We start from the raw sequence: 18,093 nt of genomic DNA, 5'->3' as shown, positions 1-18,093 counted from the left end.
TTTTGATATTGTTTTGTTGAAAATCATGAGAAAATAATGCTAAACTATTCGTGCTCGTCATCTAATTTGTACATATTTATGTAGTGTAATGCATACAAAGTATTCAATTATAATGACGACCAACTAATCATCATCGTCATCATCCATTTCTGATTCTTCAGGCCCGTCATCATCTGAAATGTCATCCAGGTAGTTTTCAATTATACTAAATGCAAGTGTACCTATTAAACTGCCAAGCATACCAGATAGTAACATCTTATGTTTTTTGAATTTTTCTGGTATAGAATTAACTAGCACTTTTATTTTATAATTCTTCTGTTTATTATAATCCATCCAACCATTGAAAAACCTAGGAATTTCATCATTTTTTCTAGAAATATACTCCTGTATTTGTTCTGCTGGTGCACTAAGTCCGTACTCAAGGATAAAATCGTTGAGGTTTAAAGTGGAAAGAATTGTATTGAGGCTGGTTGCTTTTCCGGTAGTTTTTTCTTGGGCTAATACTGCAGTATAGACTTCTGGATTAGTTTTCCTAAACCATTCCATAAAAAGATCTATCGCTCCTTTACTACGTAACGATGATAACGAGTCAAAGGTTGTAGAGAGTTCTTTTTCTACCGCAGCAAGATTTTCTAATTTTTTATATTTTCTGCCGGTGGCAGTTGCTTTTTCAGTCTCGGTTACCAAAGTAAGGATCTCATATATAATCCTGTTACGTTCTTCAATTGGAGCTCCAATATCCATAACGTCTTTACTTTTCCAGGCATTGTATTGAGAACCCAGTAGCGTAATTTTGTTTTTTATTTCAGAATTACCCTCATCCAACAAAATCTTAATAGCCTCTTCTATCTTGTTATCGATAATTAGTTCTCTTATTACATCGAAATTCATTGGATTTGTGTTTTCATGCTGATTTTTATACGGTTAATACCCTGATATTAAATAAGCTGTTTTTTAATTACAAGGAAATCTATTTTTAAAGGCGTCAATTTCTTGAGCGTACCATAGTAATTTAAAATTTTCTAATACTTCTGTATCCATGCTTTTACCGTATTGCTGTTTTGCAATTGCCCATGTAATCCCACTAGAATTCCAGGTAGGTGTGGGTAATGTTTTGATGTCATTTTGTGTTTTTTCTGCTAAGGTGGCTAATCTTTCTACAGGAAAAGAGCTCCCTAGATCTCCGTTTAAGATCACTCTAAATAGTCGTTGTACTAATGAAAACGACTGCATCCGTTTCACTACAGCATGATCTGAAACGTTGTTATAAATTCCATTCCGAACCATCCGTTCGATGGTTCCTGAAGCTTTGAGTTGGGGAAATTCCCAGGGGTCTATAGTATCTTCATCTAGTGTGTTATCTTTTGATATTGGACTATAGGTGATTTGACGAATAAAACGAAGAGGGAAGAATGAAACATTCTTAGTGTCGCGAGGTCTTAAGAAAGAAAGTTCCTTGTCTACTTTGTATGGTAGTTCGCGAACTCCCGACCAAAGTTCTGTTTCAGATAAAATAAGAACATCCGGGTTACTATCGATATTATTTTGTTTTACATAGTATTTAAACATAAAAAAGTGTCCATTCGATTTTTTAACAGTTGTTTTAATTAATTGTACTACACTTTGACTGAAATACTTAGGTTTGTTTTTCATATGAGATAGATTGGGATTATTTAATATTTTCCCATTAGATAGAAGCGTATAGATGTTTGTCCATTCACTTTCCAGCGTTTTTTCCAGTTCGATTATTCTGTCATATAGTGCAAGTCTTGTTTCCTGATTTTGCATAGCAATGATTTGGAAACTTATATAACGGTATAAGAGTTCCTGGTATCGATAGGATTTCAATGCTTTTTTAATTTGATAGTTAGAATCTGCCCCAGCATATTTATCCACTAGTCTGTCCAGACCAATTGCCTTACAACCCAAGTCTGTATTTACCAATGATGGGTGTAATAATATTTTAAAAAATGGTAAAGGATTGGCTTGTACCATGGTTACAGCTATGGGTCTCCCATCGGCAACATAACTTAAGGCTTGTTGTATAATATCTTTATCATAGCTGCCTGCAAATACTATTTTACCATCGGCTCTTTTTAGGTATATCTCCAGTTTTTTGCCCTTAGTTCTCCAAGTGATATCTGTAAAGTTAACGTCTGTTTTTCCGGTATTGGTAGGGTCCTGTCCAATCAATACACCACCAACTCTACGAAAACCTTTTAACCTTTTAAAACTTCTGGCCCGAGTTACACTTTTTTTGGAAGTAGATCTGGGAGAATTTATAGAACTCCCTCCCGAACCATCAAGAGATGCAATATTCCCTGATAATTCACCAACAACTTGGGCTGCAGTCGAACCGAGATCTGTACCTACTTGCCCCGGGAAATAATGATTTAAGTCTGCCAGGGACTCTGTCATTCGCAAACCTTGTTCCGGGTTTAAACCTGCTAATTTTTTGATGGCTTGTTTTGAGCTATTAATTTTTGTTTTGCTCAATTGATTATGAGAAAGAGAAGGTTTATGATCTTCTGATAAGTTTACGGCAATATCTACTGCTTTTGGGAAGTCTAAATCTTCGACAGCATATGCCATAAATTGATCTGCCTGGATATTGGGTGTAGAAATATTATCGACTGCTTCTTTTACAGTTTTTTTTACTAAATCAATTGGAAATTGTTTTCCTTGTTTTTGAATCCAGTTTTTTACTGTCTTATTGCCAATATGCTCTGCTAAATCCTGTCCAAGTTTTGCTTCTATATTCTGTGATTGTAACATGCGCCCCAATTGACCTGAAAATTCTTCATAGCTTTCTCCTAAAATCATACCTGCCACTTCTCTCATGCTTGCAGGCTTGCTAAAAGTACCTTTGTAATTTTTTACTTTTACCTTTAATTGCTCTAATACTGTTCTATTAGATTTTACATCTTTTTTAAGCTTTTCTTTAAACTGCTTTCCTATATCCGTTGTAGGCTCTTTGGGGTTTATGTTTTCGGCATATGTTTGACTATATTTCTTTGCATACTCAGCATTAGATGGTGTTCCTTTCGTTTTTTGCTCATAAACTGTATATCCTTTTTTGGAAGCACCATCAGGTTCTGAGGCATAAGTCTTTAGAATGTTTTCTCGTACTGTATTAGCTCTTATTTTGAAAGCATCAGTCGAATTAGGTATATCATCAGCATTTTTGGCCAATACTTTAGCGATCTGACGCTCAAAAATGATACTTATTTGATTTACAGTTTCTTCATCTTCATCATTCCACTCTTTATCATTATCTGTTTGAGGAGTATTGTTTGGATTAACGATTTTTCTCCATTCTTTATCAAGTTTACTTTGGTGTGTCTGTAGTTGAAGTTCTGCAAGTTTGGTAGCCGCCTTATTAGTATCAGAAGTGATAATAGGTGAAGATGCCGCCATAAAGGATAGTAAAATAAACACCAATCCTAGTGAACTTATGGCTCTACTAGTTCGGTACAAGGAGTTTACCAAACCTTTGCTGCTAAAAAATAGTACTATTTTTTCTCTAAAAGAGTTTTTTGAGGCTGAATCATTATCCACCTTTTCTATACTTGGTATAATTCGACGTTTGATATCTTCTTCTTTCAATTGATACTTAAGCGCCCATATGATATTGTTCAGATATTCCAGGTTGTTTTTTATTTCTTCCTTTTCTTTTGAGGTTAACTTATCAAGATTTATCGAAGAGATTCGTCTATGCTCTTCTTCGGCTTTAGCAATACTATCTGATATCTCATCCATTTTTAGTGAAGGAGCTTCATAAGCAAGTTCTCCTCGTTGATATTTCTCATATAATTCTACATACACAGATTTTCCAAACTGTTTGGCATTCCTGATAATCAATGCAATCACCACAATGCACAGAATGATTAGTAAAAAATAAAACTTGCGATTGTCTATGCTTTCAATGGCTTTTTCAGACCATGTCAACGTATTAAGTACGTTATCGATTACTCCCGAAGAATCCTTGAATACAGATGTAAATAGATTTAATATTTTTAGAAATAACCAAATAGAAAAATAAGTTATCGAAGCAATAAAGGAGAGTTTTTTTAGATACCCAAATGCAGCTAGTCGCCCAATTTTAGTAAGTTCACCAAATTTCTTATACTTGAAACTCCTATTAAGAGTCCAGGGGATTATTGTTTTTTTAAAAAACAACCAGATTAAAAAAGCGATTACAGATGTGAGAAGAAGATTCATAATACTTTGGTTTAAAGGTTTAATACTGCGAGTTTGTTACTAATGATTTAAAAAGATTTATTCTGTAAGAGAATTGAGGTCTTTTTCTGCTTTTTCAATAAAAAAATGTAGGGCTCGTGCAATTTTTGTCAGCTCTTTTCTATATGTTTGATCATCAATATCATCCATCATTTTGTCATTCAGAAGCACATTATATCTATAGGCTAATAAATGTGATTGAGCCCTGTAATCAACGAACTGTGTTTTTGTGACGTCTACAAATTGTGATATAGCTTTTTCTGTTTCTCCCAGAGTTATTAATGATTGGATCCCTTTGAGGTTTTTTGATATTAGGTTATTGTCCAGGTTTATTTCTGTAGGATCAGCATGATCAAGAATTGCAATTGGCTTGTTGCTGTTTTCAATATTAAATAGGTGTGTTAACGTTGTTAGCTGGCCTTTATCTACTGGATTTGATGTACTCTTAAATTCATCTGTTTGTAAATACTTAGCTACCCTACAAATAAAAAAATCTGGACTTAAATCATCTATTTTGTTTATTATAGGTCTTTGTACATGATGATAAGCTTCAATTCTTTTAGGTACTTGTCTTAATACATGATAAAGTATATCTATGATCCCCACATATTCTTCGCCATTACTGGCATAACCTTCAAGAGCTTCTAGAACGACTTCGGTAAACAAGCTGTTTTTTGATTCGGGAAGAATTACAGATTGTTCATCATCATCACATGAGGTAATAAAGACCTTTCCTGTTCCGGATTTCAATTTCTTTAGTATTTCTATATTAGAATTAACAATTTGTTCATCAGCACTTTTTAGTTTGATTAATGGTTTTTCGTCTATCATTCCTGCGGCATGACAGCAGTCTAACATCACCAGGAGTCTATTAGCTTCTATGCTATTAATTAACTCAGAAAATTCATCACCCTTGATCATAGTATTATCTCTATCATAAGGATCATAACCATTAGTTAACAGATAATAGTCACTACCATTAGAGCCTCTATATTTTCCACCATGTCCAGAATAGAAAATTACCACTGTAGCATCTTCGATATTTTTTACTTTTTCTACTATGTTTTGAAGCTCAGACAAGACATTTTCCCGGGTAGCATTTTTTTCTGTTAAAAGGATTACATTTTTTGGATCATAAGCCGCTTTATTATTGTCTCCTAAAACTTTTGCAATAGCATTGGCATCATCTATGGTTACCGGAAGATCTCCACCAACTCCTATTAGTAAGGCATGTGCATTTTCTAAATTCATGATACTTTTTGTTTTGATTATTTAGTTTACTATTCTGCGGATTCTCTAAGGCGCTTACTGAAGTTTCTTTACTTAAATGGAGTTAACAATTACTGTTATTTTAAAAAAGAATCCTTTACTTTTATTTTAGTAAATCAATACATTGATTTCTATCCCCGTTATCCCAAGTTCATTACTCCAAATGATTCACAGATTGTTGATCATATATTCCTTTCCCAATTTATATGTATCAATCATTATGATTATTTGGTATGCTAAAACTATATAATGCTGATATACATTTCAATACCTACTTATGGGTATTTTGAGATGGTATTAATTTCTTAAAAAGAGAAGAGGTAACTTTTTGGTAAACAAATAAGAAATTAAATTATTTTCAGCGTATATTCAAAGTGTAAAAATCCCCGTAACTGGGTATTTCTAAAAGCATTTTCCTTTTGCAATTTTGGAGAGTAATCAAAAAAAATAAGAAATGAATGCAAAACAACTAAATCCTTTAGACTTAACATTAACAATAAGCCTTAGTGAGGCAGATGAGGATCGAATGCAATTAGTATATGCTTCACAGCTATATCAAACCTTTTTTGCTGTATTTGGAGCATTTGATGTGGATAGAACCGATCCAAACGACCTTAAATTGAAAGGAATCGTTCTGCAGTTAATAAACTATAAAGGAATGATAAACCTGGGGATTATTGGAGTAAGTAACCCCATAATAATTGAAAATGGAATTGAAATACGATTTAAGGTTAAGGCGATGATGCCATCGGGAATTTTAAAATATTATGGTTTTGATGAAGCAGTACCTGTTAAAAACTCTGACCGTATTGATTTTCAAAGAGTTCTTGAACCTATAGATGTTAAACCATATACAGGAGTAGGTGATAATCTTGTACATGATTGTGAATTTTTTGAGCGAGATGGTTTATATAATAGAAAAAGAACTTTACGATTAGATGACGATAATGTAAAGGGTTTTATCTCGCACGATTCTGATGGTGAGCTGCGAAGATGGTTAAGTACTCCCGCAACTCTGGAAAGGAATGATGCAAGAATGGCAAATACCATTAAGTATCACTCTGGCATATTGATTATTCCTCATAAACAAGTTATACCCAAAGCTCCTGGAGGCAGGTGCCCTAAATCAAAAAGTATTGCTAAATATTAGAAAAAAAAATACTCATATTATACTTATCTTTTTTAGTATGCTCTGTTTAATGGGGCATGCTAAAACAGATGTAACCAATTTCGATACATTCTTCTATCATCTTAAGAATTTAGAATTGAATAAGGCGAAAGAAGATATAACATCTGTTCAAGATGATAAAGCATCCGAATTATTAACAGTTTTATTGGATTTGCTATATGATGCCGGACAAACAACGAATGAATCGTATTATGATAGTATACAGTTAAGGGATTCAACCGAAATTAATAACAGTATATATTTACTGCTACAAGGGTACAAAGAACTTTATTATCACCCTGTGCAAGCAAATGCTTATCAGTATTTTAGTGATGGATATGTTCTTGCGAAAAAGATTGGATATAAGCCACTAGAGAAACAATTTCTTCTTGGTTTATTAGAATTGTATCATTCAGAGATTCTACAAAGCAATCAACAGTATATTTCTTATTTATCTGATTTTGAGAATTTGATTGAAGATGATATTGATAGGTTTTGGTTTCTTCTGTATACCTCTATTTTAGATTCAAAAACGATAAGTGAGATAGACCAATTATCTTCTTCCAGTCTTAATAAGCTAGCTCTTTTGGTATCAAATACGAATGAAATAAGTGATGTCCTTCTCACAAAATTTTATTACGAAAAGGCCGTTTATTATGGTTTCGATAGGAATTTTAAAGATGCACGAGTTTATTATGCCAAGGTGATTCCCCATGTTAAAAAACCTTTTTTGAAATATATGGCTTTTGGTTCTTTTATACGATTAGGAGTCATGGATAGTGAGGAGGGGAATTTGAATAATGCGCTCAAGCATCTGGATTCTGCCAGTAGATATATTGATAGTCGAGATACGTTAAAAAGTTTTTTTTATATAGATAGATATAAGGCAGATTTTTATGCCAGGTCAAAACAATTCGATTCGGCTTATGTTTCATTAAATAAGTCACTTGATGCCGAGTATCAATTACAATATCGTAAAAATTCTCTCGAAATTTCTCGGATGAATGTTCTGTATGAGACTGAAAAAAAAGAAAGACAGCTATTAGAAGAACGTCAAAAGACAAAACAAAATCAAAATTTCCTGATTATAGCTCTGGTGATCATTGGTTTGGGAAGTTTGGTAGCTATTTTACTTCAAAAAAACACTTCAAAAAAACAGAAACTAGCAGAGCAAGAGCGTGAGATTCAAAAGCGAAAAGTAGCAACATTACTAAAAGAGCAAGAGCTGTTAAGTATAGATGCCATGATTGAAGGGCAAGAAAAAGAACGACAACGAGTGGCAAATGAGTTGCATGATGATTTAGGAAGCTTGATGGCTACGGTTAGGCTTTATTTTGAAAATATTAAAGTTGATAAAAAAGATAATTCTCTAGAAAAAGCAAGTGAGTTGTTAGAAGAAGCATACCAGAAGATACGAGGAATGGCTCATTCTAAAAACTCTGGAGTTATTGCCTCTCAGGGGTTAATTCCGGCAGTGATGAGGATGGCCAAATCCATTTCAGAAACCAATACAATAGTGTTGGAAGTTCACAATTTTGGTATGGAAGAACGTATGGAAAATTCTTTGGAGCTTACTATTTTTAGAATTATCCAGGAACTGGTTACGAATATTGTTAAGCATGCAGAGGCAACCGCAGGAAGTATCCAGTTTACAAAGCATGAAGAAAGTTTAAATATTTTAATTGAAGATAACGGAAGAGGTTTTAATTTTTCGAAAATAGAAGCCTCTTCTGAAGGAATTGGTCTATATAATATTGAAAAACGAATAGAACATTTGGAAGGTAATTTTACAATTGATAGTACCCCTGGGAAAGGAACTTCCATTATAATCGATATACCATTATGATTAAGGTCGTTATTGCAGAAGATCATCAGGCGCTTATAGATGGAATTCTATCTTATCTTGAGTATGAAGACGATATTAAAGTTGTAGGCCATGCTAATGATGGAGATGCTTTGCTAGAAGTTATTCAAAGACACACACCTTCGATAGTACTCTGTGATATCCGAATGCCAAAAATGGATGGAATTACAGTAACCAAACGTATTCGAAATGAATATCCTGAAATCCAGGTAATTGCGTTTACGATGTTTGACCAGGAAGAAGCAATCCGGCAGATGTTAGAAGCTGGAGCTGTAGGGTATATCCTAAAAAATTCTCCTTTACAAATAGTTCTGGAAGCTATACGTACGGTTGCAGAAGGGAAAACTTATTTTGATAAAAAAATCCATCTGCCTTCTGCCGAAAAAAATAACTCCAAAAGTGTTTTATCCTCTCGTGAAAAGGAAATTTTAGGCCTAATTGCCAGAGGCAAAACTTCACACGAAATTGCAGATCAACTTTTTATAGGAAAGAGCACAGTAGATACGCATCGTAAGAATATGATTCGAAAACTAGGACTTAATGGTGCAGGGGAGTTACTTAGGTTTGCTCTGGAACGAAAATATGATTTTTAAACACCGTATTGATCACAGAATTGAATTGGAAAATCCCCACTAATGGGGATTTTTTTTTTCGATCAATGGTGGTAGCTTAGCTATACTAAAATATAGAAATTATGAGCATTTATATAACATGTTTTTTAGGCGCATGCCTTCAAGAAGTACTACACTGGGTGGACTTAAAACAGAAACTAGGTGAAGAAGTGAAAATTACAAAATCTATTGATTATTGGGCAATAACTTTAGTTGCAATAGTGCTATTCACATTTGCCACTCCCATTTTGGTAGATAGCTTTGAGGGAAGTGAAAATTGGCATTACCTGGTGGTTGCTTTTGCGTTTCCTTCGGTACTAAAGAAATTAGTTAAAGTAGTACTGGGATGGCTACCGGCTGGTGATGGTCCTCGTTCTCTTACAACGAAATCTGACCCAGCCCCATTTAAAATGAAAGATTATTTTAAAAGTGTGTAAAGCTGTACGAAGTTGAAGTTTTAACTTAGTTGTATTTGTTAGTACTAATTGAAGCAAATACAACTAGTTGTGCTTACTAATTACTAAGTGGTACTGTAACGATCTGTTGTTTCTTTAATTCATCTTCGTTTAAGTCTCGTGTTAACCAACCGCTTCTACCAGCTGTAGCTATTGCATAAGGAGTAATCCAAAATAAAGTAAATGCATAAAAAACACTATATGGATACGCCCAAAAAGACTCTAATATAGTATGTTTTCTGGCATAAAATAAAGCTTGGATACTCGAAAAAACTAATATACTCACCAATGTAGAACTAAAGAATAATAGTGGATATGTACCTATAAAAAATAACATTAACAGCATGGCTGGATATGCTGCTATCATTTTTAACCATTGGTTTAAGAGTAGTACTCTGGTACCAATTTTAGTCCCTTTTCTAAAATTTGTAAAAGCAAATCTACTCATAGCAATATTCTCTCGAATGTTACTTCTCTCCCAACGGATAAACATTTTAGATAGGTTTTTATAACGCTCTGGAGTGTTGGTATAAACGTATGCCTCACGCTGAAAAAATACTTTATAACCTTGCTTCAAAATCATATTAGTCATAGCACGATCCTCACCGATTTTCGAAACTTCTCCCATAAAAGTCTGATTAATCCAGTCTTGAAGACAATTGAAGACTGCCTCTCTGCGATAAGCAGATAAAGCGCCTGGTGTGCATAATACTGAACCTAATCTACTTTGTGCAGAACGTATAAATTCGAAACTAAAGGCAAAACTCACATTTAACATACGTGGAATTACAGCTTTTTCTCTGTTTAATACACGTACATTTCCTGCTACAGCTCCACACTCTTTATTTACAACAAAAGGACTTGCCATAAGGCGCAACGTATCTTTTTTAACTATAGAATCACTATCAACAGTTATAAATACTTCTCCTGTGGCTAAATTGAACCCACGGTATAATGCATGCCTTTTTCCTTTGTTTTTTGGTTGTTGGTAAATCGAAACACGATCGCCTAATACTTCTTTAGCTTTTTGCATCCATTGCCAGGTATTATCCTGACTTCCATCATCAATAGAAATTAACTGTAATTTTTCTTTCGGATAATCACTTTCGGCAAGACTAATTAAAGTTTTATAAACCAATTCTCCTTCATTATAAGCAGGTACTATAACTGTACACGAGGGTAATTTTTCATGTGATACTGGTTTAATGACCTTATAACGTAGATATAAAAACAGCAAATAAATTAAAAAACTAATCTTAACCGTAAGTAGCATGATACCAGTGATCATTAGGGGGATTCCCCAGATGGTATTCATTCTTTCTAAATACACTTTTTCAAAATAAGGTTGTAGAAAATAAAATAAAGATACACCCCCAAATATTAATAGAAATGTTGCTATTAGAATGAGAGGTGATGATACATTTGAAATAAATTTTTCTAGAAGATTAGGGGATTTATTTATAGATATTGATGTTTCCAAAGATTCGCAAGATGTTGATTGCTTCATGAATGTTTCCTTAAATTACTCGTGAGAGAAAACAACATTGATGCCATTTTTAGTATGATTTGAACAACAAGTGTTTAGGCGGTTGTTCTAATTTTTTGGGTGTAGAAATCTTACACACTTGTGTGTATTTATACATCATTATTGTATAAAATTAAATGTGATACGTATGCTTTTATTAGTAAAAAGGCATCAGATATCTTGTCCTGAAAAAAGTTTACAAGTTTTTATTTAATCCTAGAATAGGTTTGCGCTTTATGAGGGAGAAACTCAGGTATTACAAAAAAATGAGAAGGGATTGAATAAAACTATAATAAATGAATCGGAATTATGGGATTTTTTATATTTTCATGACTGAGTAGAAATTTATAGAAAAAATTAAAAAACTAAAGTTCAATAAACAAATGAGAAACCTAATTATAGTATTTATTCTTTTAATATCCTTGTGTGGTTATAGCCAAGAGCGAAAAACACAGGTAAATGTATCTAAATTTTATAGAGAAGGTGATTTATCGTTCTTACATATAGAGAAAGAAAAATACATTATAATGCAGATGATTCATTTTGAAAATGAAAAAAGTAATGAAAAAGAAATGATACTAAACGGAGTAGAGTATCGATTAAAGAAGGTATTTAAAATTAAAAACCTGAATTCAACTTCATCTATTCATTCATTAGAGTACTGGTCTAGTTTAAATAATGACATTATACTAATGGATAAATAGAAGGGATATTTGTTTAAATTTTAAAAAATAATAATGAAACAATAATTACTTTCCTATTTACTTTCCCGTGAAAAACAAAAACATCTGCAAATACAGAGGTTTTTTGTTAATGCAATGGAGTCGGAGAGGGCTGCAGCGATCAGTAAATGTCCTTAGGACATTTGCAGCGAAAGAGCCAGCTGGCGCATTGGCCGAATCCTCCGGATACACTGCAACCCTGCCGTTTGACAGGTTTGTAGTGGAGTCGGAGAGGGCTGCAGTGATTAGTAAATGTCCTTAGGACATTTGCAGCGAAAGAGCCAGCCGATGTATTGGCCGAATCCCCCGGATACACAAAAACCTGCCGTTTGGCAGGTTTGTAGTGGAGTCGGAGGGATTCGAACCCTCGTCCAAACAAGTAATACAATAGCTTTCTACACGTTTAGTTTTTGTTTAATTTTCGTCGATAGGAAAGACCAAAAACCGCCAACTTATCGCTTATTCTCAATTAAGTTTCGAAATTATATCAAGATCCTATAATTTCTAGGTCTATTTTTACGATACTCAAAACCAAACGCCATAAACCAAGGCTTTTGAAGAGTATCCTGCTTGTCTACCTTGTAGACCGAGGCATTATCCTACTAAAATTCAGATTATGCAGCTAGGGCGTAGTTATTCTCGCCGTTTAAAAAAGTGAAATATGATATTTACGAGCTATATCTCAGCGCTCGACGTGCTTACTACCTTATTAATCTCGCTGTCAAAACCAGTCGACCCCAGTAGTATTTTCCGAAATTTGATCATTATATTTCTTTTTAAAACAGAATCTGTTTTCAATTTGATCAAAAATACTTTCGGGCAGCAAATATAATCATAATTATCATATCTTTACCCTCGTTTTTTTAGTACAAAATTTATACCAATTCATATGACTAAGTTCGGTGTCATTAAAGAGCGAAAAAACCCGCCAGATCGTCGTGTAGTTTTTTCGCCAGATGGCCTAAAATCAGTAGTGACCAAATTTCCTCAAGCCTCTTTTATTGTAGAACCTTCTAGTGTTAGAGTTTTTAATGACTCTGAGTACGAAAAAGCTGGCTTTGCAGTTTCTGATGATTTATCAGATTGTGATGTCTTACTTGGTGTAAAAGAAGTACCTATTACGGCTTTATTACCTAACAAAAAGTATTTTTTCTTTTCGCATACGATCAAAAAGCAAACGTATAATAGAGATTTACTTAATGCTATCCTTAAAAATAATATAGAACTGTATGATCACGAAGTCATTGTGGGGCAGCATGGTTTTAGATTAATAGGATTTGGGAAATACGCTGGGATCGTTGGTGCATATAATGGATTTAGAGCCTGGGGACTTAAGTTTGATACTTTTGCCTTACCTAAGGCCGAAACACTTAACGATCAGAAAGCATTAGAATCTGAATTGTCTAAAATCAAATTGCCAAATATAAAGATTGTACTTACAGGAAATGGAAAAGTAGGAAGTGGGGCCAAAGAGATTCTTGATGCCATGAATATTAAAGAAGTTTCTGTAGATGAATATTTGAATACGACGTTTGATGAACCAGTTTATGTTCAAATCGATGTGTTGGATTATAATAAACGCAAAGACGGGCGTACTGTAGATAAGGGTGATTTTTATACGAACCCACAAGAATATGAAGGAGACTTTATGCGATTTGCAAAAGTGAGTGATATGTATATTGCTGGCCACTTTTTTGGAGACGGAGCACCTTTTATTTTTACTAGAGAAGATGCCAAGTCCAAAGATTTTAAAATCAAGTTGGTGGCAGATGTTTCATGTGATATTGATGGGCCGGTAGCAACTACAATCAGATCTTCTACAATTGCAGACCCTATATATGGATATGATCCGCAGACCGAAACAGAAACCGATGTTAAAGACCCAAATGCAATAGGGGTAATGGCAGTTGATAATTTGCCATGCGAATTACCCAAGGATGCTAGTACAGGATTTGGAGAAATGTTTTTAGAACATGTAATCCCTGCATTTTTTAACGATGATAAAGATGGTATTCTCGAAAGAGCAAGAATGACCAAAGACGGAAAACTGACAGAAAGATATAGTTACCTTCAGGATTATCTAGAGGGTAAAGAATAATTTTTATTAAATAGATCAATACAATATGACAACTCAAGAACTGGTTGCCCAAATACATGCAAAACAATCATTTTTATGTATAGGATTAGATGTGGATTTAAATAAAATCCCTAAGCATTTATTGGATAAGGAAGACCCTATTTTTGAGTTTAATAAAGCAATTATAGACGCAACACACCATCTTGCTGTTGCTTATAAACCTAATACTGCTTTTTATGAAGCCTATGGTATCAACGGGTGGAAATCTCTGGAAAAAACGATTAACTATCTAAATGCAAATTATCCTGAGATTTTTACGATTGCAGATGCCAAACGTGGAGATATTGGTAATACAAGTACAATGTATGCCAAAGCTTTTTTTGAAGACTTAGCGTTTGATTCGGTTACTATTGCTCCTTATATGGGTAAGGATTCTGTAGAACCATTTCTGGCATTTAAAAATAAACATACAATACTTCTTGCACTAACCTCTAATCAGGGAGCTTTTGATTTTCAAACAAAAGATGTAGAGGGAAAAGAACTATACAAGCAGGTATTAGAAGTTTCTAAATCATATAAGAACTCTGAAAACTTAATGTATGTGGTTGGAGCAACCAAGGCTGAGTTTATTGGAGAAATTAGAAAAATTATACCTGATAGTTTTCTTTTGGTTCCCGGTGTAGGAGCACAAGGCGGAAATTTACAAGAAGTATGTAAATATGGATTGAATGATCAGGTAGGATTGTTAATCAACTCTTCAAGAGGTATTATATATGCTTCAGACGGAATTGATTATGCCGAAGCAGCAGCAAACAAAGCATTAGAACTTCAAAAGCAAATGGAAGATATCTTGAAATAAAAAAAGGAACAAGAATAGTGTATACTCTTGTTCCTTTCCAAAAGGATAGAATTAACGCCTATTAGCGTTAAAAACGTGTTTTGCATACCCGTAAAGTCCGTATGCAATAAAAATAACGAAAAATGCCATTATACCATAAATGATAACATTTAGTAATATTGAACTCATAGCCCCAAAATTTTAATATTAATATCTTCTAAGATAAGAAGATGTTTTCTAAAATCCTATTTTTAAGTATCTAATTATTAAGTATTTATGATTTTTTTATGATTTTTGAAAATTCTTAAAAGTAACACCGCTAGTGCTATGATATGTATAGATCAATTGGGTAGGGAAATTGAATTTTTAAAACCTCCAAAACGTATTGTTTCTTTGGTGCCTTCGCAAACCGAGTTATTAGTTTCGTTAGGATTATCAGATAATATTGTTGGTGTGACTAAATTTTGTGTTCACCCAAAAGCGATAAGAACTCAAAAAGCTATTGTAGGGGGGACTAAAAAAGTCGATTATGAAAAAATAAAAAAGCTAAACCCGGATATTATTCTTTGTAATAAGGAAGAAAACACAAAAGAGATCGTAGCGTACTTGCAAGAAGAATATCCTGTGCATGTTTCAGATATTTTTTCGATATCAGAAGCTTTAGAAATGATTAAGCAATACGGAGAGATTTTTAACAAAAAAACTGAAGCAACTGCACTTATATCTAAAATAAGATTAGAAAAAGAATCTTTTGATGATTTTGTGTCTACAATGCCCCAAAAACGAGTGGCATATTTCATCTGGAAGGATCCCTGGATGGTAACCGGTAAAGATACATTTGTAGATTATCTGCTAAAAGCAAATCGTTTCATAAACGTTTTTGATGATAAAAAACGTTATCCAGAAGTGTCAAAAGAGGAACTTAGCTCAATACAAGATTTGGATTTGATCATGTTATCTTCAGAACCGTATCCTTTTTCAGAAAAGCATATTGATGAACTGGCAAATATATCCAATGCAAAGGTTATTTTGGTTGATGGAGAGTATTTTTCGTGGTACGGATCTCGTTTAGCCCAAGCTTTTTCATACTTCAAAACACTGCATGAAGTTTAAAATAAACCTATACTTTCTTATGAGAATAAATAATAAACTTCAATAGGCAATTAGACAAATATCGATTAGATAGATTGTCCCTCGATTTCTTTTATTTGGATTAAGATTTCACCAGCTTTTTGATGAAGCTGATCACTTTTATTTTTATCTGTAAGTGCTAATTTATAAGCACTCTTCATTAATTTACAGTAGGTATACTGTAACTTTTGCAATTCAGTTTTGTTCTTTAACCAGGCAAACATTTCTCTTCTCTTACATTTATAATGCAAAGATACTGGATAATAGAAAGGAGGTTTCTTAAGGATCAGTTAAGGTAGCCTAAAATTGTTATAAATGTAAATAAGCCTCTTAATTATTGATTAAGAGGCTTATTTAAGATTTTATCGATCTTGCAAAGCAAATACCCGTCGCAATAAATCGGTTGTTCTGGAGCTAAGCTTAGTTCGAATGTCTTTTTCTTCTACGGCAATCATGGCATACACTCCTTTAAGAGCTTCACCCGTTACATAATCTGTTAGATCCGGGTTTACATTATTGGTGAGTGGTATTGCATTGTATTTTGTGATAATATTAGACCAAATTTTATCTGCACCTACTTTAGAAAATGATTTGTTGATTACAGGATTAAACTTTTGGTATAGTTGACTTCGCGTTTTACTCTCAAGATATTGAGTAGCTGCCCTGTTATTACCTAGCAGTATTTGTTTAGCATCATTAAACGTTATTTGTTTTACAGCACCTACGAATATAGGTGTTGCTTCTTTTACAGCATCTTCTGCAGCACGATTAATTGCTTTTAACCCTTCATCTGCAAGTTTGCTTAATCCAATATCTCTTAATGTCTTATCTACTTTTCGTAACTCTTGGGGAAGAAGAATTTTAACAAGTTGATTTCTATAAAAACCATCTTTTTGGGTAAGTTTTGTGACTTGCTTATCAATACCATTATCTAAAGCTTCTCTTAATCCATTAGAGATATCAATATTGCTCAATCCAAAACCTCCGGTAGTTTGCGGAAGGTTATTTACGACTTGTTGTAACTCTGCACAACTTGATAATAAAAAGATAGCGAGTATAATAAAAATTTGTTTCATGATTTCTTATTAGATTTGAGATTGTAATTATAACTATATGTAATACGTAATTATGATTAGGTTGATATCCAATCATAATTACGTATTGCGAATTTTACCTAACCTTTAAAATTAATAAATGTAGTCAGATGAAATCAAATTTAATTTTTTTAATACTATCTATTCTAATTATTTCATGTAAAAATGAAAAAGTATCGATAAAAAGCCAATCTGTTCCACAAAATGAATTTGACCAGTATATTGCTGTATTAGGAATTGCACAGGACGGAGGGTTTCCTCATATTAATAATACAAATGAATACGTAGCTGTTCAAAAAGGTAAGGTTGATAAAGAATTGGTTACTGCATTAGGTGTGATTGATAAGAAACACCATAAAAAATTTATATTCGAGGCAACACCAGATATGCCAGAACAATTGGCAGTTTTAGACAATGAACATCTAAAAAATGATGCTATTATTGATGGCGTATTTTTAACACATGCTCATATAGGGCACTATACAGGATTGATGCATTTTGGGAGAGAAGCCATGGGAGCAAATAAAATACCTGTGTATGCAATGCCAAGAATGCAATCTTTTTTAGAAACTAACGGCCCATGGTCACAATTGGTCTCTTTGAAGAATATAACCATTAAACCTATACAGGCAGATTCTACAATTGCGTTAACAAATGCGATACAGGTAATTCCCTTTTTGGTACCTCATAGAGATGAATATTCTGAAACAGTAGGATATAAAATTATCGGAAATAGTAAAAAAGCGTTATTTATCCCGGATATTAATAAGTGGTCTCTTTGGAAGAAAAATATAGTAGATCAGGTCAAACAAGTAGATTATGCCTTTATTGATGCTACTTTCTTTCAAAATGGAGAAATTCCAAGACCAATGTCCGAGGTGCCACATCCTTTTATCGAAGAAACCATTGCTTTATTTGAAAATGAATCAAAAGAAGTAAAATCAAAAATAATATTTATTCATTTTAATCATTCGAATCCGGCACTTCAAAAAGATTACAAAGGAAGAACAGCCCTGGAAGAACAAGGATATCATTTTGCAAATACCAAGGATGTTTTTCCGCTATAAAAACTACAGTATTATTGTTATAAGTGATTGCTT

15 protein-coding genes and 1 other RNA gene are annotated in these 18,093 nt (G+C 33.4%); 9 read left to right on the top strand and 7 right to left on the bottom strand.

The genetic code is table 11. The annotated features are described in order from the left end of the window. Positions 1–123: 123 nt before the first annotated feature. The 3 genes from DG435_RS10195 to DG435_RS10185 form a co-directional block, all read right to left on the bottom strand. Positions 124–891: a hypothetical protein gene (locus DG435_RS10195; RefSeq protein WP_106792314.1), complete on the bottom strand. Its 768-nt coding sequence runs from the start codon at positions 889–891 to the stop codon at positions 124–126. A gap of 63 nt (positions 892–954) precedes the next feature. Then, positions 955–4,221: a hypothetical protein gene (locus tag DG435_RS10190; RefSeq protein WP_106792315.1), complete on the bottom strand. Its 3,267-nt coding sequence runs from the start codon at positions 4,219–4,221 to the stop codon at positions 955–957. 57 nt (positions 4,222–4,278) lie between these two features. Continuing rightward, on the bottom strand, positions 4,279–5,490 hold the full coding sequence (locus DG435_RS10185; protein ID WP_106792316.1) for a caspase family protein: 1,212 nt from the start codon (positions 5,488–5,490) through the stop codon (positions 4,279–4,281). Between the two features lie 472 nt (positions 5,491–5,962). Between DG435_RS10185 and DG435_RS10180 the strand changes: the two genes are divergently transcribed. The 4 genes from DG435_RS10180 (at position 5,963) to DG435_RS10165 (ending at position 9,588) form a co-directional block, all read left to right on the top strand. After that, entirely contained in the window at positions 5,963–6,658 is a 696-nt protein-coding gene (locus DG435_RS10180) for a hypothetical protein (protein WP_106792317.1), read from the top strand. A 49-nt stretch (positions 6,659–6,707) separates the two neighbouring features. After that, a complete protein-coding gene (locus DG435_RS10175) occupies positions 6,708–8,522 on the top strand; it encodes a sensor histidine kinase (protein ID WP_159025542.1) in 1,815 nt (604 codons plus the stop codon). After that, positions 8,519–9,133 (top strand): response regulator transcription factor, encoded by a 615-nt coding sequence (locus DG435_RS10170; RefSeq protein ID WP_106792319.1) that lies wholly within the window; start codon positions 8,519–8,521, stop codon positions 9,131–9,133. Before DG435_RS10175 ends, DG435_RS10170 begins: the two co-directional genes overlap by 4 nt. Before the next feature lie 101 nt (positions 9,134–9,234). Next, positions 9,235–9,588, top strand: coding sequence for a hypothetical protein (locus DG435_RS10165; protein ID WP_106792320.1), 354 nt, complete (start codon positions 9,235–9,237; stop codon positions 9,586–9,588). Positions 9,589–9,664: 76 nt separating this feature from the next. On the opposite strand, the gene DG435_RS10160 is transcribed toward DG435_RS10165, so the two are convergent. Continuing rightward, positions 9,665–11,113 carry a glycosyltransferase family 2 protein gene (locus tag DG435_RS10160; protein ID WP_106792321.1) on the bottom strand — a complete coding sequence of 483 codons (1,449 nt, stop codon included), beginning with the start codon at positions 11,111–11,113 and terminating at the stop codon, positions 9,665–9,667. 401 nt (positions 11,114–11,514) lie between these two features. On the opposite strand from DG435_RS10160, the gene DG435_RS10155 reads away from it, so the two are divergent. Continuing rightward, entirely contained in the window at positions 11,515–11,835 is a 321-nt protein-coding gene (locus tag DG435_RS10155) for a hypothetical protein (protein WP_106792322.1), read from the top strand. A gap of 359 nt (positions 11,836–12,194) precedes the next feature. Here the strand turns inward: DG435_RS10155 and ssrA are convergent. Next, positions 12,195–12,592, bottom strand: a transfer-messenger RNA (tmRNA) gene (gene ssrA / locus DG435_RS10150). Between the two features lie 150 nt (positions 12,593–12,742). Here ssrA and DG435_RS10145 point away from each other — a divergent pair. The 3 genes from DG435_RS10145 (at position 12,743) to DG435_RS10135 (ending at position 15,881) form a co-directional block, all read left to right on the top strand. Next, on the top strand, positions 12,743–13,951 hold the full coding sequence (locus tag DG435_RS10145) for an NAD(P)-dependent oxidoreductase (RefSeq protein ID WP_106792323.1): 1,209 nt from the start codon (positions 12,743–12,745) through the stop codon (positions 13,949–13,951). Positions 13,952–13,976: 25 nt separating this feature from the next. Further along, entirely contained in the window at positions 13,977–14,789 is an 813-nt protein-coding gene (pyrF, locus tag DG435_RS10140) for an orotidine-5'-phosphate decarboxylase (RefSeq protein ID WP_106792324.1), read from the top strand. 306 nt (positions 14,790–15,095) lie between these two features. Next, positions 15,096–15,881, top strand: coding sequence for an ABC transporter substrate-binding protein (locus tag DG435_RS10135; protein WP_106792325.1), 786 nt, complete (start codon positions 15,096–15,098; stop codon positions 15,879–15,881). Positions 15,882–15,946: 65 nt separating this feature from the next. Here the strand turns inward: DG435_RS10135 and DG435_RS10130 are convergent, their stop codons facing one another. Then, positions 15,947–16,123, bottom strand: coding sequence for a Lacal_2735 family protein (locus DG435_RS10130; RefSeq protein ID WP_106792326.1), 177 nt, complete (start codon positions 16,121–16,123; stop codon positions 15,947–15,949). Between the two features lie 138 nt (positions 16,124–16,261). After that, positions 16,262–16,975 (bottom strand): DUF4197 domain-containing protein, encoded by a 714-nt coding sequence (locus tag DG435_RS10125; RefSeq protein WP_106792327.1) that lies wholly within the window; start codon positions 16,973–16,975, stop codon positions 16,262–16,264. A gap of 128 nt (positions 16,976–17,103) precedes the next feature. Here DG435_RS10125 and DG435_RS10120 point away from each other — a divergent pair, with 128 nt between their 5' ends. After that, positions 17,104–18,060, top strand: a complete 957-nt coding sequence (locus DG435_RS10120) for an MBL fold metallo-hydrolase (RefSeq protein WP_106792328.1) — start codon at positions 17,104–17,106, stop codon at positions 18,058–18,060. Positions 18,061–18,093 lie beyond the last annotated feature (33 nt).

The sequence above is a fragment of the Aquimarina sp. Aq78 genome (assembly GCF_900299525.1).
Classification (GTDB): domain Bacteria; phylum Bacteroidota; class Bacteroidia; order Flavobacteriales; family Flavobacteriaceae; genus Aquimarina.
This window is presented reverse-complemented; position numbering and strand designations above follow the sequence as displayed.

What these genes read in the sequence shown, in the direction of transcription:
- DG435_RS10195 (WP_106792314.1), bottom strand. Translation starts at nt 891, where the DNA reads ATGAATTTCGATGTAATAAGAGAACTAATTATCGATAACAAGATAGAA.
- DG435_RS10155 (WP_106792322.1), top strand. Translation starts at nt 11,515, where the DNA reads ATGAGAAACCTAATTATAGTATTTATTCTTTTAATATCCTTGTGTGGT.
- DG435_RS10125 (WP_106792327.1), bottom strand. Translation starts at nt 16,975, where the DNA reads ATGAAACAAATTTTTATTATACTCGCTATCTTTTTATTATCAAGTTGT.
- DG435_RS10135 (WP_106792325.1), top strand. Translation starts at nt 15,096, where the DNA reads ATGATATGTATAGATCAATTGGGTAGGGAAATTGAATTTTTAAAACCT.
- DG435_RS10120 (WP_106792328.1), top strand. Translation starts at nt 17,104, where the DNA reads ATGAAATCAAATTTAATTTTTTTAATACTATCTATTCTAATTATTTCA.
- DG435_RS10130 (WP_106792326.1), bottom strand. Translation starts at nt 16,123, where the DNA reads ATGTTTGCCTGGTTAAAGAACAAAACTGAATTGCAAAAGTTACAGTAT.
- DG435_RS10165 (WP_106792320.1), top strand. Translation starts at nt 9,235, where the DNA reads ATGAGCATTTATATAACATGTTTTTTAGGCGCATGCCTTCAAGAAGTA.
- DG435_RS10185 (WP_106792316.1), bottom strand. Translation starts at nt 5,490, where the DNA reads ATGAATTTAGAAAATGCACATGCCTTACTAATAGGAGTTGGTGGAGAT.
- DG435_RS10180 (WP_106792317.1), top strand. Translation starts at nt 5,963, where the DNA reads ATGAATGCAAAACAACTAAATCCTTTAGACTTAACATTAACAATAAGC.
- pyrF (WP_106792324.1), top strand. Translation starts at nt 13,977, where the DNA reads ATGACAACTCAAGAACTGGTTGCCCAAATACATGCAAAACAATCATTT.
- DG435_RS10175 (WP_159025542.1), top strand. Translation starts at nt 6,708, where the DNA reads ATGGGGCATGCTAAAACAGATGTAACCAATTTCGATACATTCTTCTAT.
- DG435_RS10190 (WP_106792315.1), bottom strand. Translation starts at nt 4,221, where the DNA reads ATGAATCTTCTTCTCACATCTGTAATCGCTTTTTTAATCTGGTTGTTT.
- DG435_RS10160 (WP_106792321.1), bottom strand. Translation starts at nt 11,113, where the DNA reads ATGAAGCAATCAACATCTTGCGAATCTTTGGAAACATCAATATCTATA.
- DG435_RS10170 (WP_106792319.1), top strand. Translation starts at nt 8,519, where the DNA reads ATGATTAAGGTCGTTATTGCAGAAGATCATCAGGCGCTTATAGATGGA.
- DG435_RS10145 (WP_106792323.1), top strand. Translation starts at nt 12,743, where the DNA reads ATGACTAAGTTCGGTGTCATTAAAGAGCGAAAAAACCCGCCAGATCGT.